This window comes from Acinetobacter sp. YH12201 (genome assembly GCF_013418145.1).
Taxonomy (GTDB): Bacteria; Pseudomonadota; Gammaproteobacteria; order Pseudomonadales; family Moraxellaceae; genus Acinetobacter.
In genome coordinates, this window is the sequence record NZ_VPCP01000036.1 from 1 (window position 1) to 24,460 (window position 24,460).

Consider the following 24,460-nt stretch of genomic DNA (forward strand, 5'->3'; position numbering starts at 1 on the left):
GCCTATTTAAGCGATGTACTGAAAAGGTTGCCGACACATAAAGTGACCCAGATTGAAGAATTACTGCCACACCGCTGGAAATCCAACTCAAATTAAAAAATGGCGATGGGGTTCAGCGGACGCTTACATTTTTAATCATATAAATTCGATTCTTTTATAACTTTTACAATAACAAGGGGAGTATTTTATATGGCAGGATGGTATGAAGTCAGTCAGGCCAGCGATGGACAATATCGCTTTGTTTTGAAAGCTGGCAATGGGGAAGTGATTCTGAGCAGCGAATTATACAAGAGCAAAGCTTCGGCACAGAATGGCATTGAGTCCGTACAAAAAAATAGCCCTGAGGATAGCCGCTATGAACGTCTGGAAGCGAAAAACGGTAAGCCTTATTTCAATTTAAAGGCAGCCAATCATCAAATTATTGGCACCAGCCAACTGTATGCAAGTGAGCAGGCACGCGAGAAAGGAATTGAGTCGGTAAAAAATAACGGTTCCAGCACCACCATTAAGGACCTGATTGCATAAATCAAATCAATGCTCAGATTAAAGCATGTATCAATACATGCTTTATTTTTGAGTAGAGAAAAACCAGCTAGAGTCTGAGATCAAACCCGAATAGCGGGCTGATCATCAGGTTTTTATGCAGCTTTCTATGTGGTAGAGGGATTTAAAAACGCTTAGGAATGCGCTGCCCATTTGGTACTGGAGATTCTGCCTTTTTCAGCACACCAAACAGCCAGGTTTCTGCATGATTCACCGCTTGTTTTAAATCGTCACCTTGCGCCAAACGACCGGCAATGAAACTGGCCAATGAGCAACCTGAACCGTGATATTCACCTTCAAGGCGAGGACATCGGGTTTCAGACACCAGCTTGCCATCAATATATAAGGCATTGCGGATATAATCTGGGGTATCCTCGTGTCCGCCTTTGACTAAAACTGCTTTGGCGCCCATGGCAAAAAGTTTTGCCGTTGCCTGGTCAATATCTTCAAGACCGGTTAAGGCACGAAGCTCTACCGTATTCGGGGTCAGTACAGTCGCTAGCGGAATCAGTTCGACAAAGGCTTTCACCAGTGTGGCTTGATCACCCAGTGAACCGCCACTATTGGCTACCAGTACCGGATCGAGCACATACAGATATTCAGGATGTTCACGTAAAAATTCAGCCAAAGCTGCAATATTGTTTGTGGTGCCTAACATGCCTGATTTAACACATTTAATTGGTAAGTCACCCACCACGGCATGCGCCTGAGCTAACAGTAATTCTTTCGCAGTGGCTTCAAAGCCAAACACTTGTTGCGAGTTTTGAATGGTCAGCGCAGTACAGGCAATTGCTGCATGTGCACCACTTTGGCCAATCGCTTCAATATCTGCCTGTAAGCCAGCGCCACCGGATGGATCTAAACCAGAAAAGCAAAGTACAGTAGGGCGCACAATGATGTCCTTAAATCACAAAATTTGCGTTAGTATAGGCAACTTTGAGCCAAGTCTCGATAGTATTTGTGAAGTAAAATTTAGGTTGAAGGGTCGGTGGGTGATTAAGAATATTTTGATTGATTTGGATGGAACATTAACTGATCCCAAAGTAGGGATTACCACTTCAGCGCGTTATGGTCTGGCCAAAGTAGGTCATCCGATTGCCGATGACGTCAACATAGACTGGATTATTGGTCCACCTTTGCAGGCATCTTTGGCGAAAATTTTAAATGTGCCGGTGGATGATGTTTTGGCTGAACAGGCCTTGATGGGCTATCGGGAACGTTTTGCTGTGACCGGCTTGTATGAAAATCATGTTTTTGAAGATGTGGCTGCAACTTTGCAAACCTTGCAGCAAAAAGGTTTCCGTTTGTATTTGGCTACGGCAAAACCTCAAATCTATGCCAAGCAGATTTTAGAACATTTTGATCTGCTGCAATATTTTACTTATGCTTATGGCAGTGAGCTGAATGGTGAGCGTACCAACAAGGGCGATTTGATTGCCTATATCCTTGAAAAGGAAAAGTTAGATCCGGCTGAATGTGTGATGGTGGGTGACCGTGAGCATGATATTTTTGGTGCTCGCAGCAATGGTATAGACACCATCGCAGTGGACTATGGTTATGGTTCTGATGCGGAGCTTACTCAGGCAAAACCTAAAGCACGGATAGCCAAATTTTCCGATCTGCTTCAATTTTTTTGATCACTCAATACAAGCAAGTAGTTCCCTGAGTACCTCCCCTGAATCAAGCTTTTGGGACCGTTAACGTAGATCCAGATAAAAACTTTCCTTCACTTCCTCCATGACAATGTAACTGTGTGAGGAAGCGGAGGAGGGAAGTTTTTTGAGTAAGTCGCCAAGTAGACGTCGATAGGCGCTCATTTCTTTTAAGCGTGCTTTCACCAGATAGTCAAATTCGCCTGAAATCAGGTGACATTCCAGAACTTCAGGAATTTCCACCAAATCGCGTGCAACCTGATCGAACACATCGCCTGATTTGGCGGATAGTTTTATTTCTAAAAATACCAGCAAGTTGCGATCGACCAGTTGCGGATTCAGCCGCGCGTAATAGCCCATGATGATGCCATCGCGTTCCAGACGTTTGACCCGTTCCGAACAGGGGGTGGTAGACAGGTTGACCCGAAATGCCAATTCGCTGATGGCAATCCGTCCATCGCACTGCAAAATATCCAGAATCTGCTGATCTATACGATCCAATTTACGCATTATGATTTTCCTTTTTTTAGAATTTTTTCGCGACGAAACTATTAAATTACCTGGATTATAGTGCTTAAAACAGTGAAAAAAACTATCAATCAAAAAATATACTAGTGAAATAAACTAGTATGCGTTAGGGATAAGCAATGCGTGTAATTGTCTTAGGTAGTGGTGTCATTGGTGTTGCAAGTGCGTATTACCTCGCACAACAGGGAGCAACCGTTACTGTCTTGGACCGTCAGTCTGGTCCTGCTGAAGAAACCAGTTTTGCCAATGCAGGTCAGGTTTCGCCGGGTTATTCGACGCCATGGGCAGCACCCGGTATTCCATTCAAAGCAGTCAAGTGGATGTTCCAGCATCATGCACCGCTCGCCATCAATATGGATGGCAGCATGTGGCAATTACAGTGGATGGCGCAGATGCTCAAGAACTGTAATCCACATAGTTATGCGATTAATAAAGAGCGCATGACCCGGGTGGCAGAGTATAGCCGTGACTGCCTCAGAGAGCTGCGTAAAGAGACCGGCATTCATTATGAAAACCGTTCTAAAGGCACTTTGCAAGTTTTTCGTAATGAAGCGCAACTAGACATGGTTCAACGTGACATTCAGGTGTTAAAAGAATGCGGTGTGGAGCATGAACTTTTGCTCAAAGATGATCTGGCCAAAGTGGAGCCGGCTTTGGAATTTGCCAAAGATAAACTGGTCGGTGGCCTGCATCTGCCAAATGATGAAACCGGCGATTGCTACCTCTTTACCAATGCACTGGCAAACTTGGCCAAAGAGCTGGGTGTAGAGTTTAAGTTCAACCAAAATGTTGAAAAACTGGTGGTTGAAGGCGATGATATCAAGGGCGTGGTGGTAAATGGACAAGTCCTCACTGCAGACCGTTATGTCTTGGCGTTTGGCAGTTATTCACGTGACTTTTTAAAACCATTGCACCTGAACCTGCCGGTTTATCCGGTGAAAGGCTATTCACTGACCATTCCTATTGTAGATCCTGCATTTGCACCGCAGTCTACCGTGCTGGATGAGACTTACAAGATTGCGATTACCCGTTTTGATCAGCGTATCCGGGTGGGGGGTATGGCTGAGCTGAGTGGTTTTAACCATGGCTTGAACCAGGATCGTCGTGCGACTCTGGAAATGGTCACCAAAGATTTATTCCCAGGTGGAAACCTTGCAGAAGCGACATTCTGGACCGGTTTACGTCCAATGACGCCAGATTCTACCCCGATTATTGGCGCAACGCGTTTCAAAAACCTGTTCCTCAACACTGGTCACGGCACGCTGGGATGGACCATGGCCTGCGGTTCAGGCAAGTTGATCAGCGACCTGGTCATGAATCATCAACCGGACATCAGTACCGAAGGTCTATCGATCCAACGTTACCCTTCAGCAGCCTAATCTGTTTTAGGTCATATTGATTCAAGGAAGAACAACATGCCACGTCCCATTACTGCAGTGATTCATCGTCAGTCACTGCAGCACAATTTAAATGTTGCCCGTACCAAAATGCCGAATAGCCAAGTCTATGCGGTGGTGAAAGCGAATGCCTATGGTCATGGTATTGAGCGTGTCTATCAAGCTTTCAAATCTGCCGATGGTTTTGCGCTGCTCGATTTGGCAGAGGCGAAACGCATTCGTGCTCTGGGCTGGAAAGGTCCTGTCTTATTGCTTGAAGGCATCTTTTCCGAGCAAGATCTGTTTGACTGTGATGAGCTGAATTTGAGTTTCACCCTTCATAGCCAATATCAGATTGAATGGTTAGCCCGATTCCCCAGACCAGCCCGGTTTGATGTTTATTTAAAAATGAACAGTGGTATGAACCGTCTGGGTTTTACGGCTGTTCATTACCGCGACATCTGGCAACAATTATCTCAAATGAATAATGTTCAAAGCATCACTCACATGATGCATTTCTCCGATGCTGACGGAGATCGTTTGGGCCGTTCTGGCATCGAACATCAGTGTCAAATTTTCGATGCCGTCATTCAGGATCTGCCGGGCGCGCGTTCCGTATCTAACAGTGCAGCCATCTTACGCCATCAGCAGTTGCAATCGGATGTGATTCGTAGCGGTATTATGCTTTACGGCAGTTCTCCCGATTTCCCCGCACATAGCATTGATGACTGGAACCTGCAGCCTGCAATGAGTCTGCGTAGTGAGATCATTGCCGTTCAACAGCTTAAAGCGGGGGATAGTGTAGGTTACGGCTCAAAGTTCATTGCTGAAACTGATATGCGTATTGGTGTGGTGGCTTGCGGTTATGCCGATGGTTATCAGCGCATTACCGCAACAGGTACGCCCATTTTAGTCGATGGTCAACGCAGCAGTTTGGTCGGACGTGTCAGCATGGATATGCTCGCGGTCGATTTATCTCATCTCCCAAGTGCCCAAGTCGGTAGTGAAGTGGTGCTGTGGGGTACATCGAAACATGGCACTGTGCTTAGTATTGATGAAGTGGCGGCAGGTTCAGGCACCATTGGCTATGAGCTGATGTGTGCTGTCACTGCACGCGTCAATTTTATCCAAGATTAAATTTTTAAAAAATCAGATCATTCATTCAATTTATTGATACAAGGAAATGTAGATGTCTCATAGCGATATAGAAAAGTTCAATAGCAACGCCGTCATGAGCGCCGTGACGGTGTTCAATCAGGTAGTTTATCTGTCAGGACAAGTACCTAAGAACACCGGTAATGGTGTCGCAGGTCAGACCCATGAAATTTTAGCCACCATTGATGAACTGCTGGCTTTGGCCGGAACCGATAAATCCCGACTGCTGTCTGCACAGCTTTATATTAAAAATCTCGCTGACTTTTCAACCGTCAATGCCATCTGGATTGACTGGATGAAAGGTTGTACTCCTCCTTCACGTGCCACCATTCAGGCAGATCTAGTCAATCCGGACTGGTTGATTGAAATTGCGGTAACGGCGGCACAGCCTTAATGTCAAAAATCTCCCCCGTATGGCAGCAAAGCGGTTGAGACCGATGTGCTGCCTGGCGTGTAAATGTCGCTGGTTGGGATGACTGGCAATGTAAAGCACATGGTTTACACGCAATCGTATGTTAAAAGGATGTTCAGTTATGACCACTACACCACGAGCAGACGATGCCCAGGCATCATCGCATGAACTACAACGAAAACTGTCCAACCGTCACCTGCAACTTATTGCCATTGGTGGCGCGATTGGGACAGGCCTGTTTATGGGCTCAGGCAAAACCATCTCCCTGGCTGGCCCTTCAATTTTATTGATCTATACCATCATTGGTACCATGTTCTTTTTCCTGATGCGTGCATTGGGCGAAATTTTACTCTCCAACCTGCATTACAAATCCTTTATCGATATGGCGCATGACCTGATTGGTCCGGGTGCAGGCTACTATATTGGCTGGTCCTACTGGCTGGGCTGGGTGCTGGTTGGCATCGCAGACTTGGCTGCTATTATCAACTATCTCAGCTTTTGGCTGCCTGAAGGTATGGCCTTTACCCCATCAGGACAGGCCATGATCAGCGTGGCCTGCGTGTTACTGGTGCTCGGTATTAATATGCTCGCCGTACGTCTGTTTGGTGAAATTGAATTCTGGTTTGCTCTCATCAAAATTTTAGCCATTTTGGGACTGATTGGTATTGGCGGATTTATGGTGTTTAACCATTTTCATGCGCCGGGTGGTTCGTTTGCCAGTTTTAGTAATGTCTGGTCGCATGGCGGCATGTTTCCGCAAGGTGGCAGCGGTTTTCTGGCTGGTTTCCAGATTGCCTTATTCGCTTTTGTCGGTGTGGAACTGATCGGAACTATGGCAGCAGAAACCCAAGACCCTGAAAAGAATTTGCCCAAAGCGGTGAATGCCATTCCGACCCGGATTATTTTATTCTATGTGTTGTCGTTATTCATTGTGATGTCGGTGACCCCGTGGAACCAGATTCCTGCGGATCAAAGTCCCTTTGTGTCGCTGTTCATGCATGCGGGTATTGGTGCAGCAGCGATTATCATGAACCTGGTGGTGCTGTCATCGGTCATGTCCTCCATGAACAGTGGTGTGTTTTCAACATCACGCATGCTGTTTGGCTTGGCGCGGGAAGGGCAGGCTCCTCAAAACCTGGCGCAATTGTCTAAGCGTGCTGTGCCTGCCAAAGGTTTATTGTTCTCTTGTGCCTTTATTATGGCGGGTGCAGCATTACAATACTTTGTACCAAACACGGTTGAAGCCTTTACTTTAGCAAGTTCGCTGTGCGTGATTTTGTTTATCAGTATCTGGAGCATCATCATGGTGTGCTATATCCGTTACCGTAAACTGCGCCCAGAACTGCATGCCCAGTCAACCTTTAAAATGCCGGGCGGGATATGGATGTCCTATGTGGTACTGGTGTTCTTATTCTTTACTTTGATTATTTTAAGTCTGGAAGCCGATACTTTGCGTGCCCTGATGATCAGTCCGATTTGGCTGCTTATTTTAGCCGTGACTTATCATCTCCTGTATAAACCGCGGATCCGTAAACGTCATCAGGACATGCTGGTGAAACGCAATCAGGAAATGTTGAACTAAGTTTCTCTCAGATATGGTTTTTGTCAGATGTAAAAAAGCCCTCGATTGAGGGCTTTTTTGATGCTTAGAAAATGGGTTTCACTACCACTAGAATTACCACGGCAAATAAAATCAGCGTTGGCATTTCATTAAAGAAGCGCCAGAACTTGTGTGATTTGTAATGTGCATTGCCAATCAGTTTTTTACGGTAATAACCACAAACAAAATGATAAATTACCAATAATCCGACCAATCCGACTTTCAGGTAAAACCACAGTGCGTCGTGGTAATGACGCGTTGCATCACCCCAATCGACCAGAAAGTGCGCGGTGATGAGTGTTGCAACCATTGAGGGCCACATGATGCCACGGTATAGCTTACGTTCCATGACTTCAAAACGCTGATGACTCACTGCATCATCACTCATGGCATGGTAAACGTATAGACGTGGCAGGTAGAACAATGCAGCAAACCAGCAAACCACAGCAATAATATGTAATGCTTTTACCCACAAGAAAGCATCAGAAGGAGCATCCATCCATTCACCCTTTTAAAGGGCAGTGTGGCAGAAGTTGATCATCCATGGCTGAATGATCAACACTTCTTAGCTTAGCCTTCCCATTTTTTGAAAACGAGACAAGCATTTACACCGCCAAAACCGAAACTGTTACTCATCACAGTATTCAATTTTGCGTCACGTTTTTCAAGTACGATATCAAACGGTTTTGCACCTTCATCCAGTTCAGTCACGTTGATGTTTGGCGCAATAAAGTCATTTTGCATCATCAAAACAGAGTAAATGGCTTCATGCACGCCCGCAGCACCCAGGCTGTGACCGGTCATAGACTTGGTTGAGCTGATAGGCGGTACTTGACCTTCACCAAATGCACGTTCCATGGCTTTCAGTTCAGTCACGTCACCAGCTGGAGTTGAAGTACCATGGGTATTCACATAGTCAATCTTGTCAACGCCATGCTGTTTCGCTTCTTCAAGGGCCATCAGAATGCAGCGTGTTGCGCCTTCACCGCTTGGAGCAACCATGTCTGCACCATCACTGTTTGCAGCATAGCCAACTACTTCAGCCAGGATATTTGCACCACGTGCTTGCGCATGTTCCAGTGATTCAAGCACCACAAAACCACCACCACCGGCAATCACGAAACCGTCACGGTCAGCCGAATATGGGCGAGACGCTGTTTCAGGCGTGTCATTGTATTTAGAGCAAAGTGCACCCATCGCATCAAACAGCAAGCTTTGAGACCAGTGATCTTCTTCACCACCACCAGCAAGCATTAAATCCTGTTTGCCGAGTTGAATCAGGTTATAGGCATAACCAATGGCATCTGCAGAAGTAGCACATGCGCTGGTAATGGTATGTGCCACACCTTGTAATTTGAATGCCACACCTACGTTTGCGGTAATGGTGTTGGTCATGTTGCGAGGAACAAAGAAAGGACCTACTTTACGCGCACCCTTGGTTTGCAGTAATTCGTTCATTTCAATGACAGATGCAGTTGAACCACCACCTGAACCACCGGTAATCCCATAACGTGGGTTGCCCGCCAAATCTTCAACGCTTAAACCTGCATGTTCTACCGCAGCAACTGCCGAGTTGTAGGCATACATGGCACAAACACCCATAAAGCGTTTCAATTTACGGTCAATATGGTCAAAATCTTGTTCAGCGGCTGCACTGACATGGCTCTTAAAGTTTAATTCTGCATAAGTCGGGTTAAAACGTGTTCCAGAAATCCCGTTTTGTAAAGAATGAGTGACATCTTCTAAAGAATTACCAATGCATGAGTTGATACCCATACCAGTGATTACAACACGCTTCATCTAAAGATCCCTTATATGGTGATATTTTTGAGTAAACGCAGCTGATTCAGGCAGAAAAGTAAAAACCTCAATCCAGCGCATTACTCATGTCTTTCGGTCGCATTCATGATAGCAGAAAGGGTTTTGAATTCTTATGGCAAATATTATGCCTATTTCGACAGTATGTATCTGTAATGTTTAGGCGGCATAATTAACTAAAAGATACACATTCGTGTTGAGATAAACTTAGACTACACCTAGTATTTATCAATAATTGTAAGAATAGAAGATGAGGGTAAAAGAATGGCAGATACCAATAATAAACATTCAGGTGGATTCCTCTCCAATGCTTTGGGAGTGGCTAAAAAGATCAGTGCAACAGGAATGAGTGCACTGAATTACGCGGCTGCCGAGCGTGCTGGCAAGGCTTCCGGGGCCTTGGCCAACGGTCATGTCATTGAGGGAAGTGCCCGTTCTCAAAGCGTATTTGAACCCAGAAAATATGATAATCCTCAACAAATGATGCGTGAGTATTTACCCAATGTCTCCAGACAATTACTGGGTCGCCAGTACAGCAAAGTGAATCGTGTGGCCAGTTTTGTTGTGCCGGACTTTTCAGACAAGGTTTCGGACTATTTTTTTGACCATTTAAATCAGTTCACTTCAAATCTCAGTTCTGTAGATACTGTACTGGATCAGGCTGGAGCAAAAGATTTACAGGAACTGACTCAGGATGTCGACCGTTCCAAACGGTTGAGCCAGGCTTTGGCTGAACAAAACAAATGGCTGGCTTCTATACAGGGGGCTGTTACCGGTGCCACAGGCGTAGTTGGTTCAGCGATTGACGTGCCTTTATCACTGCTCATGTCCTTGCGCATGATTTATCAGGTCGGGCGTGCCTATGGCTTTGAATTGAACAAAGATACCGAACAGGATATTGTCCAGTTTGTGTTTAAACAAATCGACTTGGGCCAGATTGCTGAAAAGCAGAGTGTATTGATGGCACTGAAAATCGTTTCTAATATGCTGCAAACCAATGACACTGCACAATTGCAAAACATGCTGGGTTCCAGCAATGACAGTGAGCCACTGAAAAAATGGCTGGTCAATGAAAATGGCGACATAAAATGGAACTGGTTAAATCATCTCCCAAACCTTTCATTGATCAGTAAATTAACGCCTGTTGCCGGAGCAGGTATAGGTGCAGCCTATAGCTGGAAACTGGTGGAAGATGTCAACCAGAAAGCCCAGCAAATATTTTCCCATGCCAGAAGCTATTTGCAGCAGCATCAGGGAGTGGAGTTGTCTCCTATTGCGGCTTATGAAAAATCCCTGGAGTTGTTGGCGCAGGCAGCGCCAAGATTGTTAAATCCCTTTACTAAAGACGAGCCAAATTCCGGCGAGCTTAAACTTGATCAGGACATTCCGGTGCAAGGGCATGGCACGATTGCCAAAGTAACTATTAAGAAGAAAGCAGATGATGCCATTGTTGATGATGAACGTAAAAGTGAGCGGGTAGAACAAGGATTAGAGTATTTGGCTGAACACATGGTTGAACCGCATGCTCAGGTTGAACCGCAAAAACCGGCTATCACGGTAGATGAACCGGAAATAGATGAATATATGCAGGCAGATGTTGAAGGAGCTGATGCAGGCACTGAGCAACTTGCTGCTTCGCAATCTGAACAAAATGAAGCCCCTAAGCTCGCCAAGAAAAAAGTTACAAAATAGAGTGCATAAAAGTCTGGAATTGCGTCTTTAAAAAAGCGTCTACTGACCAATATACAGGTAAGTGGTCAATATTTGACATGGTCTCGAATATTGACCATTTTTCTATCTTCGCTTACAATTGTGTGCCCTCAAAAAGTGGTATTTTTTTGAGGCTTTTTATTAACGGGAGAATTGCCAAATGGCAACAACAAATCAGTTGATCCGTAAGGGTCGTACGACTTTGATTGAAAAATCAAAAGTTCCTGCGTTGAAGGCTTGTCCACAACGTCGTGGTGTTTGTACACGTGTTTACACAACTACACCTAAAAAACCTAACTCAGCAATGCGTAAAGTTTGCCGTGTTCGCTTAACTTCTGGTTTTGAAGTATCAAGCTATATCGGTGGTGAAGGCCATAACCTACAAGAGCACAGTGTTGTGCTTATCCGTGGTGGTCGTGTTAAAGACTTACCAGGTGTACGTTACCATACCGTTCGTGGTTCTTTAGACTGCGCTGGTGTTAAAGATCGTAACCAGTCTCGTTCTAAATACGGTACTAAACGTCCTAAGAAATAATCTGTTTAGATTAGCTTTTTAAGAACGTAGAACCGCAATCCTTTATCGTCTCGCTTGTCTGATTTCTGCATTTAATTTTGTGAAATTCAAGCGACGTGTAGTAAGGCCAGCGAATGTACATGACACTTTGTACTCATGCTGGATAAACCTGAAGTGTCATATTTATAGGTGTATTAAAATGCCAAGACGTCGCGTAGTCGCTGCCCGTGAAATCCTTCCGGATCCTAAGTTCGGCAGCCAAACAATCGCTAAATTCATGAACCACGTAATGCAAGATGGTAAAAAATCTATTGCTGAAAGTATCGTTTACGGTGCTTTAGATCGCGTTCAAGAAAAATCTAAAGTAGACCCAGTTGAATTTTTCGAGACTACTCTTGAAAAAGTTCGCCCTATGGTCGAAGTAAAAGCACGCCGTGTTGGTGGTGCTACTTATCAAGTGCCTATGGAAGTACGCCCATCCCGTCGTACTGCCCTAGCTATGCGCTGGTTAGTAGACGCTGCTGCTAAGCGTTCTGAAAAAACAATGGCTTTACGTCTTGCTGGCGAGTTGCTTGATGCAGCTGAAGGTAAGGGTTCAGCGATTAAAAAACGTGAAGATGTGCACCGTATGGCTGAAGCCAACAAAGCCTTCTCTCACTACCGTTTCTAAGCGGATAAAACAGCCCCTATTCAGGAGGGTGGCAATTTTGGTTTTCACCATGTTGTCATCGAATCGCTTTAAGCTGCTTGGCAGCTTAAAGCGTCCTGTTTTAAACAACAAAATTTAGGAATGCAAGAAATCATGGCTCGTCAAACCCCAATTTCTCGTTATCGTAATATTGGTATTTCTGCGCACATCGATGCGGGTAAAACCACGACTTCAGAACGTATCTTGTTCTACACAGGTGTATCTCACAAACTAGGTGAAGTACACGACGGTGCAGCAACTATGGACTGGATGGAGCAAGAGCAGGAACGTGGTATTACCATTACTTCTGCTGCTACTACTTGTTTCTGGTCTGGTATGGGCAATCAGTTCGACCAACACCGTATCAACGTAATTGATACCCCGGGACACGTTGACTTCACAATTGAAGTTGAGCGTTCTATGCGTGTTCTTGACGGTGCATGTATGGTTTACTGTGCTGTAGGTGGTGTACAACCTCAGTCTGAAACTGTATGGCGTCAAGCGAACAAATACCAAGTTCCTCGTTTAGCATTCGTGAACAAGATGGACCGTACTGGTGCCAACTTCTTCCGTGTTGTTGAGCAAATGAAAACTCGTCTAGGTGCTCACCCTGTACCTGTTGTTATCCCAGTTGGTGCTGAAGATAACTTCCAAGGCGTAATCGACCTAATCGAAATGAAAGCAATCATTTGGGATGAAGCATCTCAAGGTATGCAATTCGAATATGGTGATATTCCTGCTGATCTACAAGCAACTGCTGAAGAATGGCGTACTAACATGGTTGAAGCTGCGGCTGAAGCTTCTGAAGAGTTGATGGACGAATATTTGAACAATGGCGACTTGTCGAAAGAACAAATCGTTGCTGGTCTTCGTGCTCAAACTCTGGCTTGTGAAATTCAACCAATGCTTTGTGGTTCTGCATTCAAAAACAAAGGTGTTCAACGTATGTTGGATGCTGTGATTGAATTCTTGCCATCACCGACTGAAGTTAAAGCAATCGAAGGTATTCTTGACGACAAAGCTGAAACTAAAGCTGTTCGTGAAGCATCTGACGAAGCTCCGTTCTCTGCGCTTGCGTTCAAAATCATGAACGACAAATTCGTAGGTAACTTAACTTTCGTACGTGTTTATTCTGGTGTGCTTAAACAAGGCGACCCAGTATATAACCCAGTGAAATCTAAACGTGAACGTATCGGCCGTATCGTGCAAATGCATGCGAACGAACGTCAAGACGTTGAAGAAATCCGCGCGGGTGATATCGCTGCATGTGTAGGTCTTAAAGACGTTACTACTGGTGATACACTTTGTGATGAGAAAAACATCATTACTCTAGAGCGTATGGAATTCCCTGAGCCAGTAATTTCTTTAGCTGTAGAGCCTAAGACTAAAGCTGACCAAGAGAAAATGTCTATCGCACTTGGTCGTTTGGCTAAAGAAGATCCATCGTTCCGTGTTCGCACTGACGAAGAATCAGGTCAAACAATCATCGCAGGTATGGGTGAACTTCACCTTGACATCCTTGTTGACCGTATGAAACGTGAATTTAACGTTGAAGCGAACATTGGTAAACCAATGGTTGCTTACCGCGAAACAATCAAAAAGACTGTTGAGCAAGAAGGTAAATTCGTACGTCAAACTGGTGGTAAAGGTAAATTCGGTCACGTATATGTTCGTTTAGAACCAATTGATGTTGACGAAACTGGTAAAGAATACGAATTCGCTGAAGAAGTTGTAGGTGGTGTAGTACCTAAAGAATTCTTCGGTGCGGTTGATAAAGGTATTCAAGAACGTATGAAGAATGGTGTCTTGGCTGGTTACCCAGTTGTGGGCATTAAAGCGACATTGTTCGACGGTTCTTACCACGATGTCGACTCTGACGAATTATCGTTCAAAATGGCGGGTTCTTATGCCTTCCGTGACGGTTTCATGAAAGCAGATCCTGTTCTTCTTGAACCAATCATGAAAGTTGAAGTAGAAACTCCAGAAGACTACATGGGCGATATCATGGGTGACTTAAACCGTCGTCGTGGTATGGTTCAGGGTATGGACGATTTACCTGGTGGTACTAAAGCAATCCGTGCTGAAGTTCCATTGGCTGAGATGTTTGGTTACGCGACTCAAATGCGTTCTATGTCTCAAGGTCGTGCGACTTACTCTATGGAATTTGCTAAATATGCTGAGACTCCACGTAACGTGGCTGAAGGCATCATTTCTAAGTTCCAGTCTGGCGGTAAAAAAGGTGACGACGAGTAATCTTTCGATTACTATAAGCCCAAACTAATTCATAGTTAAAAACCAAAATCACTTATGGAGCTAACCCTCCATAAGTATTTTAATAAGGAAGATCTCATGGCTAAGGCTAAGTTCGAACGTAACAAACCACACGTAAACGTGGGCACAATTGGTCACGTCGACCATGGTAAAACTACTTTAACTGCTGCAATTGCAACTATCTGTGCAAAAACTTACGGCGGTGAAGCGAAAGATTACGCAGCAATTGACTCTGCACCAGAAGAAAAAGCACGTGGTATTACCATTAATACTTCACACGTAGAATACGATTCTCCAACTCGTCACTACGCTCACGTAGACTGCCCAGGACACGCCGATTATGTTAAAAACATGATCACTGGTGCTGCTCAGATGGACGGTGCGATCCTTGTATGTGCTGCGACTGACGGTCCTATGCCACAAACTCGTGAACACATCCTTTTGTCTCGCCAAGTAGGTGTACCTTACATCCTTGTGTTCCTGAACAAATGTGACCTTGTAGACGACGAAGAGTTGCTTGAACTGGTTGAAATGGAAGTTCGTGAACTTCTTTCTACTTATGACTTCCCTGGTGATGACACTCCTGTTATCCGTGGTTCAGCTTTGGCTGCACTTAACGGTGACGCTGGTCAATACGGCGAGTCTTCAGTTCTTGCTCTTGTTGAAGCGCTTGACTCTTACATTCCAGAACCAGAACGTGCAATCGACAAAGCATTCTTGATGCCAATCGAAGACGTATTCTCAATTTCTGGTCGTGGTACGGTAGTAACTGGCCGTGTTGAATCAGGTATCGTGAAAGTAGGCGAAGAAGTTGAAATCGTAGGTATTAAAGACACAGTTAAAACAACTGTAACTGGCGTTGAAATGTTCCGTAAATTGCTTGACGAAGGTCGTGCAGGCGAGAACTGTGGTGTTCTTCTGCGTGGTACTAAACGTGAAGACGTTCAACGTGGTCAAGTACTTGCTAAACCAGGTACAATCAAGCCGCACACTAAATTCGATGCAGAAGTATACGTACTTTCTAAAGAAGAAGGTGGTCGTCACACTCCATTCCTTAACGGTTACCGTCCACAGTTCTATTTCCGTACAACTGACGTAACTGGCGCGATTTCTTTGAAAGAAGGCGTTGAAATGGTTATGCCTGGTGACAACGTAGAAATGTCAGTAGAATTGATTCACCCAATCGCAATGGACCCAGGTCTACGTTTTGCGATCCGTGAAGGTGGTCGTACAGTTGGTGCTGGTGTTGTTGCTAAAGTAACTGCATAAGTATTGATTGTGTAAAAAAAGCGTCCCTCTGGGACGCTTTTTTTATGGTTTTTATTTTATTAATTCGTTTTTTAAAATTTATCTTGTATAACCTTAGCTTATTTCTTGTATCGAAGAAGTGATTTGACGCATTGTTTTTTCCTGCGTCGAAAAAATAATTTTACTTATCATCAGTTTTTCTCTTGCGTCGGAACAAAGCAGTGCTGTATCCCTTGCGTCGAAAAAATAATTTCACTCATCATTATTTTTCCTCCTCATGTCCTAAACTGATATTTTCCTGACCCTATCTGCACTTATAGCAAGTTTTTAAACACGTAATATAACAATCAAGAAAAACAAAAGTGAATCTAGTTATATCGTTGCTAGATAGGAGTAAAGCATCATGAATGCAAAGGTTAATATGAGCAATCGTGCCGGTGCGAGTTTTCCTGTACGCCGTATGAACTTTGATTTTGAACACGTACCGGAATACTGGATGAATGGTTCAGCCGGGTTGACACACTTTATGACAGCGCTATCAGCGTTGTTTCCTGCAGGCGAAAAATTTTTTATCGACAGTGTTCGTGCCGTACGTCATCATCCTGCCTTAAAAGATAATGTAGAGTTACAAAAGGAAATCTCTGCCTTTATTGGCCAGGAAGCTATGCATACTCAGGAACATGTGGCTTTTAATGTATCAGCACAAAGATATGGGCATGATGTGGAGACCTTAGATCGCTATACTGATAAAGTGATTCAGACCACACGTAAATTGATGGCGAAAATAGCTAAACCTGTGGGTATTACTCAGGAAATGGTGGATTTGACTGCAACCACTGCACTTGAGCATTTTACTGCGACCATAGCATCGCAGCTTTTAAGCAATGCCTATATCCAGGAACTCATGACCGATGAAACCATGAAAACGATGTGGATGTGGCATGCAATTGAAGAAAATGAACATAAAGCAGTGGCATATGATGTATTCGAAGAAGTCTTTGGTAGGGGGGTGAAGTCATATGCTCTGCGCACTTCTTCATTGGTGATTGCAATGGCCACTTTATTTATCGTACAAAGTTATTTCCTTGCACGTCTTTTAAAACAGGATCAACAGTTTAACCTTGATTCACTGCAGGAGATTTATAGCTATGCCTATAGTCCATCTAAAGGCGTGATTACCGGTATGGGCAAGGAAATGTTGTTGTATTTCAAGCCAGGTTTCCATCCGAATGATGTCGATACCCATAGTTTACTGGAAAAATGGAAGGCTAAATTAGCCTTTTAAGCTGAAAAATGAGAGAGCGATAATGATCGCTCTTTTTTTTACTCGATTTTTATCACAAAGTTTTTATAATGCGAGGGTTAATTTTATATAAGATGAACGAAGATGATTCGTTTGATGCAAGCTGCGGATGTGTCGACTGTAGCAAAGATTGAAAGATTGGTCCAAAGCCATCCCTGGAGCGTTAAACAGTTTGAAGAAGCTGTCAGTAGTTATCAGAGCACAGTGATTGAACAAAATGGTCGGGTGGTTGGATTTTGTATTTTACAACCTGTGCTGGATGAAGCGAATTTGCTGTTGATGGCGATTGATCCATCTCAGCAGGGCAAAGGTCTAGGTTTTAAGCTACTGGATGCATCGCTTGCTATGCTGAAAAATAATCCCGTACAAATTTTTCTTGAGGTTCGCGAATCCAATATTGCAGCCATCAAACTGTATGAAAAAGCAGATTTTCATCAAATCGATTTACGTAAAAATTATTATCCAAATCCGGATGGATCAAAAGAGCATGCCATCATTATGGTGAAAGCATGCACAGATGATTTTGCAAGTTTGTTTAAATAGGAATGGTGACATTACTTGATGATGGGGTTGTTCCAGCCCGAAGGTAATGTCGTCATAAGGGAGTTGCCCAATTGCTGAATTTCTTCAGGGTTCAGCAAGCGGTTTAAGCGTCGCCATTGCCCATCAATCAACAGTTCCAAAGGTACATATTGCGATTTATAGTTCATTTTATCGGAATGCGGAACCCAATAGCCTAGATAGACATAAGGCAAACTTAAAGCTCTGACATGTTCAATCTGTTTGAGTACGGCAAAAACCCCTAGAGAACGGCGACTTTCATCAGGATCAAAGAAGGTATAGACCGCAGAAATTCCATCATCTAGCGGATCGCAGCTAGAAACAGCCAGCAGTTTGTCATCTTTCCAGAATTCGATAAAGAAACTGTCCGTACAGCTATGTACTAAAAATTTTTCGAATTGGTCCAGACTTGGTGGGAACATATCACCATCAGCATGACGTTCATTGATGTAGCGTTCATAGAGCTGATAATGAATGTTGGAAGCATCGGCTGTGCGGGTAATTTTGACCGTCAGATCCTGATTGCGTTTCCATGCCTTCTTTTGTGCATTGTTCATTTCAAATTCGGAAACAGGTACGCGGCAAGATAAACATTGACGGCAGAGATGGCATTCAGGACGATAGACAAAATCGCCACTACGACGAAACCCCAGACGTGAAAGTTCAGACAGGCTGACCACATCAATGCGATGGGCAGGATCTAAAAAGACCATCCGTGCCGATTTTTGTTCCAGATAACTACAGTTATGCGGTGGCGTAATGTAATACTGTAAATCATTGAGCAGGGACTTTGGGTGATACGAATTCATGGCAATCCCTCTTTTATTTTCATTCCATTAAACGCGCTTTTTGCGCTATTGTTTTACTTGAAAATACACCCTCTTGATATTTTTTCCAATCGATAGCGGACTGTTTTACAACATCTTGTAACGAATTAAGATATGCTTGCCGAGAAAGTGTACAGGCTCCCAAGCTGAGTAGATGATCATTGACCAATTGACAGTCAATCCAGGGCAAATTATTTTCCTGTCCAATCAGCATTAAAGTATAAAACGCCATTTTTGAGACATCGGTTTGCGTACTGAACATCGACTCACCAAAACAGCCGTGTCCAATGGTGACGCCATACAATCCACCAACGACTTTGCCTTCATCCCATACCTCAATACTATAGCCATAACCAGCTTCAAACAGCTGACAATATCCCTCAATAATGTCTTCCGAAATCCAGGTGTCATCAGCATAGCTGCGCGGCAGGGCACAAGAGCGTATGACCCGTTCAAAGGCCTGATTGACCGTGATTTGATAATCAAACTTTTTCATGTTGCGAATTAATGACTTACTCGGATGATAATCCTGCGGACGGATAATGCATCGTGGTTCCGGACTCCACCAGCAGATCGGTTCACCTTCAGAAAACCAGGGGAATAAGCCATGGGTGTAGGCTTCAAAAAGTGTAGAAGGGGAGAGGTCAGCACCGATGCAGATTAGACCCTGGCCATCGGGATCAGCCTCGATGGGGTCGGGGAAAATGAATTCTGAGGGAGCTAATGGATGCATGGGATTCAGCCTGAACGAGAAAAGTAACTGGCAATAAACATTTATGATTTTTATCATACAAAAAAAAACCGCCCAAAGAGGACGGTTTTTTGAGTTGAATTGATTTATTTAAATCAGTCAGCCAAAGCATCTAGATATTTCTCGGCATCTAACGCAGCCATACAGCCTGAACCTGCTGAGGTAATGGCTTGACGGTAAACGCTATCAGCGATGTCGCCAGCAGCGAAAACACCCGCAACAGAAGTCGCAGTTGCATTGCCTGCTGTACCACTTTGTACCTGGATATAACCGTCACGCAAGTTCAGCTGACCTTCGAACATTGCACTGTTTGGTTTGTGACCGATGGCAACAAACATCCCGGTCACTTCAACGTCTTGTGTTGAATCGTCTTGGGTTGATTTTAAACGAACAGAAGTTACGCCAGATTTTGCATCGCCCAGAACTTCTTCGACCTGATGATTCCAGATAATACTGATTTTGCCTTCTTTTTCTTTAGCAAAAATATGATCTTGAAGGATTTTTTCAGAACGCAAGAAATCACGGCGATGAACCAGAGTCACATGCGAAGCAATATTAGAAAGATAAAGTGCTTCTTCTACAGCAGTGTTACCACCACCGACCACCATCACTTTCTGGTTTTTATAGAAGAAACCATCACAGGTTGCACAGGCGCTTACCCCTTGACCCATAAATGCAGCTTCAGACTCAAGACCTAAATACTGCGCTGTCGCACCAGTGGCAATGATGAGAGCATCACAGGTAAATTCTTCCATATCACCTTTCAGCACAAATGGGCGAACGCTTAAATCAACTTCGTTGATATGATCATAGACAATGTCGGTGCCAAAACGTTCAGCATGTGCCTGCATGCGTTCCATTAGCGCAGGACCGGTCAGACCTTCAGGATCACCCGGCCAGTTATCTACTTCAGTGGTTGTAGTGAGTTGTCCACCCAGTTGCAAGCCTGCAATCAGGGTTGGCTTCAAGTTTGCACGCGCTGCATAGACCGCTGCGCTATAGCCAGCAGGACCCGAACCTAAAATAATCAGTCTTGAGTGACGTGCGCTCATCCGCTGCATCCTTTTTTATTTAGAAATTTGTGGAATTATACGTGAAACTGTATAACAGTGGTGTGCGATTAAAGTCGATATTATTGATCATGCAAATCGATTTGAGCTATATAGAACAACAGTGCTGTGCTAGATACCCAATCTGGTATATTTCTAAGCAGCAGCCACTACATAATATTGCATCTTTTTTTGTGGAACAGGTGCATAATACGCGTTTATTGTGAAACTATTTTGTCTTAGTTTCTTACAAAAACATGAATGAAAAATTGGTTACAGGACAGTATATGACTGCGGTGTCGAGTGTTTATGCACAGCGCTTAATAAAGACATTATTTTTAGTTTCATTTGGAATTTATTTATTCCTTGCAACAGTGACCTATACGCCTTTTGATCCGGGCTGGATGCACATTTCCAGTGATACCCAGCATGTATCGAATGCCAGCGGAGTTGCCGGGGCGTGGATTGCAGATTTACTGTTCGGTTTTTTAGGCTGGGCAAGTTTGCTCATTCCAATTTTTCTCTTCGTTGAGGCAATTCAGGTCTGGTGGCCGTATAGCTTTTTGAATAAACCTTTTCGCTATGCTGCACAGTTCTTTATTTTATTGGCGACAGCAAGTCTGTTGTATCTGTATTGGCAAGTGCCGGCTGATACGCTGGATAATTCGTCGGGCGGGATCATTGGGTATGAGTTGGGGCAAAGTCTGTCCCAGATTTTAACCATTTATGGTGCAACGACTTTTCTGCTGCTGTTTTGGCTGGTTTTATTCACCTTTGCATTTGGGGTGAAGTGGAACAAAACCTGGGTTACGCTTAAGGCGACACCTGCTTATTTACAAGACTTATTTTATAAAAATGTGCCTGAAGCCGAATCTGCATTTGACCGGACAAATCCTGAAGTCAAAAAATCATTGGTAAATAACAAACAAAAAACAGCCACAGAAAAAGTAGCAGTAGTAGCCGAACATAAGCAAGTAGAATTGTCACCAGTCGTTCGTGATCCGGCTGCAGAGCGCCTGTTCGATGACATGGTTGAAAAAGAGCAGTCTGCGCAGCAACAACTGGTGGATGAGGAAGATGAAACTGAATTTGAACAAATTTTAGAAAAAGCCCATCGTCTTGAACAGAATACACAACGTGTCGTGGCGACAGGTGAAGTGTGGCGTGCATTACATGCAGATGAAAATCAAAATCATAACCAAGATATTGATGCACTGTTAAAAGCGGCTGAAGAATCTGGACCCCATACACCACATGACCATTTTCAGGCATTTGTTGATGAGCAACCTGCAGCAACGACTCCGCAGACCTCGAAGCAAAATCTGGATTGGGATGATGACGAAATTTTTGATGAATTGCTTGCAGCTGTGCCGGGTGGAAAAACTGCAACAGATGTACATACGCCATTTAATTCTGTGAATCCAGAACCAGCAGCAATTATCCCTGAAGAAAAGATGGTAACTGCAGCTGCAAGTATGGCAGCATCACCATCACTGAATCATAGTACGCCTAAAAATAGTGCATTGGATGACGAGTTTGATGAACTGGATGATCTGCTGGTAGATGATTTACCAATAGATAATTTACAGGTAGATCACTTGGAGCCAGCAGCGCCTGTGGCACGTACTACGAGTAGTTATGCCCAATCTTCAGCCTTTGTGCGTGCAGAAATCAATACTCAATTGCAGCCGCAATCCACCATTTCCGAAGATGAAAAGGCGTTGATTGCTGCCAACAAAGATGCCTTCCGTGAAGTTTGGCAGGAAACGGCTGGAAAACCTGTCGACGAGCTTGAATTGGATGAAGATGATTTTGATCTGGATGCCCCTTTAACCGATGCCATGGGTCGTCCGATGTCTCGTTCCATGCAGGTGGCGCAAAAACGTCGTGATTTGCCGCCATTGCCAGGTCTGGAGCTGCTGGATGAGGTTGATCCTAACAAGAAGGTGAATTTCACTGCCGAGCAATTGGCACGTTTATCTGAACTGCTAGAAATTAAACTGCAAGAGTTTAATGTGAAGGCCAAAGTGATAGAAGCACAGCCTGGCCCTGTGGTGACACGTTTTGAGCTGGATTTGGCACCGGGGGTAAAAGCCTCTAAAGTGACCAATATTTCACGTGACTTGGCACGTTCGATGTCGATGGCATCGGTACGTGTAGTCGAGGTCATTCCGGGTAAACCTTATATCGGGATTGAAGTACCGAACAGTAGCCGTGAAATGGTTCGCTTGATTGAGCTGGTACAGATTTCAAAATTCAATGATCCGGATGGCATTCTTTCCATGGCTATGGGTAAAGATATCTCGGGTAATCCCGTGATTACCGAACTGGGTAAAGCTCCGCATATGCTGGTTGCCGGTACAACCGGTTCTGGTAAATCGGTTGCGGTGAACTCGATGATTCTATCGATGTTGCTGAAGTACACGCCTGATCAGCTTCGTCTGATCCTGATTGACCCAAAACAGCTGGAACTGGCCAACTATAACGATATTCCGCATTTGCTCACGCCAGTCGTGACCGACATGAAAGATGCGGTCAGTGCCTTGAACTGGTGTGTCAATGAAATGGAACGCCGCTATAAGCTGATGTCTTTCCTGAAAATCCGTAAGCTAAGCGACTATAATCGTAAGGTTGAAGAAGCGATTGCCAATGGTGAAGAACTGTTTGACCCGACCTGGAAAGCCAGCGAATCGGTTGTGGGCGAACGTGCACCGCGTCTGACTCCATTGCCATCTATTGTCATTGTGGCGGATGAATTCGCCGATATGATCATGCAGGTGGGTAAAAAAGCCGAAGAAATGATTACCCGTTTGGCGCAGAAATCGCGTGCGGCAGGAATTCACCTGTTACTTGCGACACAGCGTCCATCAGTGGATGTGATCACAGGTTTGATTAAAGCCAATATTCCAACCCGTGTAGCATTGCGTGTGAACTCGAAAATTGACTCGCGTACCATCCTGGATGCTGGTGGTGCAGAAGACTTGTTAGGTCATGGTGACATGTTGTTCCTTGGCCCAGGTAAGATTGAACCGGAACGTGTGCATGGTGCCTTTATTGCCGATGATGAGGTGAACCGTATCTGTGATGCATGGCGTGAACGTGGTGCACCAAACTATGTCGATGAAATCTTAACGCCATTTGATGAAGAGCCAAGTAGCCGTGGTTTTGAGGATGGTGAGGGTGGTTCCGACCGTGATGCGCTTTATGATCAATGTGTATCTTTTGTGCTGGAAACCCGTAAGGCATCCACGTCTTCGCTACAGCGCAAGTTTAGCCTGGGTTATAACCGTGCTGCACGCATCATTGACCAGATGGAAGAAAATGGCATTGTTAGCGGTATGGGTGCCAACGGTAAACGTGATATTTTAATTTAAGTGTAAATATCTTCCAAGGGCCTGCAAATGCAGGCCTTTTTCTTGAGCACAATTGGAAGATATAAGGTAAATTAAGTGAATATTCATGAAAAACAAAAGTATCATGCAGCTCAGGGAAAGACTGAAATATTTCATTAAGGATACAGATAGAGCATGAATATTGTCATGGCGCTATTTCCATTGATCATTTTGATTGCAATGGGATATCTACTTAAACAGACGCGTTTTGTCACAGATGAATTTTGGGGAAACTCTGAAAAGCTCAATTATTTTATCTTGTTTCCTAGCTTGCTCTTTTTGAATTTATCTCATGTCGAGCTGGAGATGGCTACTGTGTCGAGCATGCTGGGAATCTTGATCCTGGTAATTTTGCTGGCAGCTATGGCTCTTTTTGTGGTTAAAAAAATCTATAACATTCCGGTACAGCGTTTCGGCGTGTATATGCAAAGCCAGGTACGTTTTAATACTTATATCGGCCTGTCGCTCATGGCATCTTTATTTGGGCCGAAAGGCATGCAAATGTTTGCCATGCTGATCGCTATCGCGATTCCTTTGGTCAATATCTTGTCGGTACTGGCATTATCGAGCTTAAACTGGCACACCCTGGGAAAAACAGTTATTTCGATTACAAGAAATCCATTAATTCTCGGCTGTATTGTTGGCGTAGGTTTCAATCTACTGAATCTGCCCTTAATTGATGGGATAGGGCAACTTGTGAAATTACTCGCGGCAATGAGCTTGCCTTTGGGTTTGCTGTCAGTGGGGGCAGCATTGCAATTTGATCAGTTTAAAACCAATATCTATCGTTTATTGATGAGTGTGTTTGGGCGTTTGCTCATCATGCCCATTTTGGCATTTGCCGTATGCCAGGCTTTTGATTTAAGTCATTTAGAATGCATGATTTTAGTGGTATTTTTTAGTTTGCCGACAGCTTCAGCTTCTTATATTCTGACCCGAGTATATCAGGGTGATCATCGATTAATGGCGGCTGTAATTAGTTTGCAGACACTCTGTTTTGCGGTGACTTTTCCGGCATTGATGCTATTGCTGCCTTAAAATAAAGGTTTAAAAGAAAATTAT

At 44.2% G+C, this 24,460-nt stretch carries 23 protein-coding genes; 16 read left to right on the forward strand and 7 right to left on the reverse strand.

The window, feature by feature from the left end:
• On the forward strand, positions 1–96 hold a 96-nt coding region (locus tag FTU91_RS08710), incomplete at its 5' end, for a transposase domain-containing protein (protein WP_141192730.1).
• Between the two features lie 93 nt (positions 97–189).
• The gene (locus tag FTU91_RS08715) at positions 190–525 is read left to right on the forward strand and encodes a YegP family protein (protein WP_180043021.1); all 336 of its coding nucleotides are present in this window, start codon (positions 190–192) and stop codon (positions 523–525) included.
• Positions 526–667: 142 nt separating this feature from the next.
• On the opposite strand, the gene FTU91_RS08720 is transcribed toward FTU91_RS08715, so the two are convergent.
• Positions 668–1,435 carry a hydroxymethylpyrimidine/phosphomethylpyrimidine kinase gene (locus tag FTU91_RS08720; RefSeq protein WP_180043020.1) on the reverse strand — a complete coding sequence of 256 codons (768 nt, stop codon included), beginning with the start codon at positions 1,433–1,435 and terminating at the stop codon, positions 668–670.
• Between the two features lie 100 nt (positions 1,436–1,535).
• Between FTU91_RS08720 and FTU91_RS08725 the strand changes: the two genes are divergently transcribed.
• Entirely contained in the window at positions 1,536–2,180 is a 645-nt protein-coding gene (locus FTU91_RS08725) for an HAD-IA family hydrolase (RefSeq protein WP_180043019.1), read from the forward strand.
• Between the two features lie 60 nt (positions 2,181–2,240).
• On the opposite strand, the gene FTU91_RS08730 is transcribed toward FTU91_RS08725, so the two are convergent.
• Positions 2,241–2,705, reverse strand: a complete 465-nt coding sequence (locus FTU91_RS08730; RefSeq protein ID WP_180043018.1) for an Lrp/AsnC ligand binding domain-containing protein — start codon at positions 2,703–2,705, stop codon at positions 2,241–2,243.
• A gap of 137 nt (positions 2,706–2,842) precedes the next feature.
• On the opposite strand from FTU91_RS08730, the gene FTU91_RS08735 reads away from it, so the two are divergent.
• The 4 genes from FTU91_RS08735 to FTU91_RS08750 all read left to right on the forward strand — a co-directional run bounded on the left by FTU91_RS08735 (position 2,843) and on the right by FTU91_RS08750 (position 7,248).
• Entirely contained in the window at positions 2,843–4,102 is a 1,260-nt protein-coding gene (locus tag FTU91_RS08735; protein ID WP_086197650.1) for a D-amino acid dehydrogenase, read from the forward strand.
• 36 nt (positions 4,103–4,138) lie between these two features.
• Positions 4,139–5,236 (forward strand): alanine racemase, encoded by a 1,098-nt coding sequence (gene alr / locus FTU91_RS08740; protein ID WP_180081829.1) that lies wholly within the window; start codon positions 4,139–4,141, stop codon positions 5,234–5,236.
• Positions 5,237–5,288: 52 nt separating this feature from the next.
• Positions 5,289–5,648, forward strand: coding sequence for a RidA family protein (locus FTU91_RS08745; protein ID WP_180043016.1), 360 nt, complete (start codon positions 5,289–5,291; stop codon positions 5,646–5,648).
• A 139-nt stretch (positions 5,649–5,787) separates the two neighbouring features.
• Entirely contained in the window at positions 5,788–7,248 is a 1,461-nt protein-coding gene (locus FTU91_RS08750; RefSeq protein WP_180043015.1) for an amino acid permease, read from the forward strand.
• Between the two features lie 64 nt (positions 7,249–7,312).
• Here the strand turns inward: FTU91_RS08750 and hemJ are convergent, their stop codons facing one another.
• On the reverse strand, positions 7,313–7,765 hold the full coding sequence (gene hemJ, locus FTU91_RS08755) for a protoporphyrinogen oxidase HemJ (RefSeq protein WP_180043014.1): 453 nt from the start codon (positions 7,763–7,765) through the stop codon (positions 7,313–7,315).
• A 71-nt stretch (positions 7,766–7,836) separates the two neighbouring features.
• Positions 7,837–9,066, reverse strand: a complete 1,230-nt coding sequence (locus FTU91_RS08760) for a beta-ketoacyl synthase N-terminal-like domain-containing protein (protein ID WP_166170798.1) — start codon at positions 9,064–9,066, stop codon at positions 7,837–7,839.
• A 282-nt stretch (positions 9,067–9,348) separates the two neighbouring features.
• Here FTU91_RS08760 and FTU91_RS08765 point away from each other — a divergent pair, with 282 nt between their 5' ends.
• The 7 genes from FTU91_RS08765 to rimI all read left to right on the forward strand — a co-directional run bounded on the left by FTU91_RS08765 (position 9,349) and on the right by rimI (position 17,361).
• On the forward strand, positions 9,349–10,776 hold the full coding sequence (locus FTU91_RS08765) for an EcsC family protein (RefSeq protein WP_180043013.1): 1,428 nt from the start codon (positions 9,349–9,351) through the stop codon (positions 10,774–10,776).
• A 178-nt stretch (positions 10,777–10,954) separates the two neighbouring features.
• Positions 10,955–11,329 carry a 30S ribosomal protein S12 gene (rpsL, locus tag FTU91_RS08770; RefSeq protein ID WP_004648013.1) on the forward strand — a complete coding sequence of 125 codons (375 nt, stop codon included), beginning with the start codon at positions 10,955–10,957 and terminating at the stop codon, positions 11,327–11,329.
• A gap of 178 nt (positions 11,330–11,507) precedes the next feature.
• Entirely contained in the window at positions 11,508–11,978 is a 471-nt protein-coding gene (gene rpsG, locus FTU91_RS08775) for a 30S ribosomal protein S7 (protein ID WP_004648014.1), read from the forward strand.
• 132 nt (positions 11,979–12,110) lie between these two features.
• Entirely contained in the window at positions 12,111–14,249 is a 2,139-nt protein-coding gene (fusA, locus tag FTU91_RS08780; protein WP_180043012.1) for an elongation factor G, read from the forward strand.
• Between the two features lie 96 nt (positions 14,250–14,345).
• Positions 14,346–15,536 (forward strand): elongation factor Tu, encoded by a 1,191-nt coding sequence (tuf, locus tag FTU91_RS08785; RefSeq protein ID WP_180043011.1) that lies wholly within the window; start codon positions 14,346–14,348, stop codon positions 15,534–15,536.
• A gap of 382 nt (positions 15,537–15,918) precedes the next feature.
• Complete coding sequence (locus FTU91_RS08790; protein WP_180043010.1) at positions 15,919–16,800, forward strand: metal-dependent hydrolase; 882 nt, start codon at positions 15,919–15,921, stop codon at positions 16,798–16,800.
• Between the two features lie 102 nt (positions 16,801–16,902).
• Entirely contained in the window at positions 16,903–17,361 is a 459-nt protein-coding gene (gene rimI, locus FTU91_RS08795) for a ribosomal protein S18-alanine N-acetyltransferase (RefSeq protein WP_180043009.1), read from the forward strand.
• Between the two features lie 11 nt (positions 17,362–17,372).
• On the opposite strand, the gene FTU91_RS08800 is transcribed toward rimI, so the two are convergent.
• The 3 genes from FTU91_RS08800 to trxB form a co-directional block, all read right to left on the reverse strand.
• Entirely contained in the window at positions 17,373–18,188 is an 816-nt protein-coding gene (locus FTU91_RS08800) for an arginyltransferase (RefSeq protein WP_180043008.1), read from the reverse strand.
• 19 nt (positions 18,189–18,207) lie between these two features.
• Positions 18,208–18,939, reverse strand: coding sequence for a leucyl/phenylalanyl-tRNA--protein transferase (gene aat, locus FTU91_RS08805; protein WP_166171128.1), 732 nt, complete (start codon positions 18,937–18,939; stop codon positions 18,208–18,210).
• Positions 18,940–19,052: 113 nt separating this feature from the next.
• A complete protein-coding gene (gene trxB, locus FTU91_RS08810; RefSeq protein WP_180081831.1) occupies positions 19,053–20,009 on the reverse strand; it encodes a thioredoxin-disulfide reductase in 957 nt (318 codons plus the stop codon).
• A 284-nt stretch (positions 20,010–20,293) separates the two neighbouring features.
• Here trxB and FTU91_RS08815 point away from each other — a divergent pair, with 284 nt between their 5' ends.
• The gene (locus tag FTU91_RS08815; protein ID WP_180081838.1) at positions 20,294–23,380 is read left to right on the forward strand and encodes a DNA translocase FtsK; all 3,087 of its coding nucleotides are present in this window, start codon (positions 20,294–20,296) and stop codon (positions 23,378–23,380) included.
• A 153-nt stretch (positions 23,381–23,533) separates the two neighbouring features.
• Positions 23,534–24,436 carry an AEC family transporter gene (locus FTU91_RS08820; RefSeq protein ID WP_180081840.1) on the forward strand — a complete coding sequence of 301 codons (903 nt, stop codon included), beginning with the start codon at positions 23,534–23,536 and terminating at the stop codon, positions 24,434–24,436.
• Positions 24,437–24,460 lie beyond the last annotated feature (24 nt).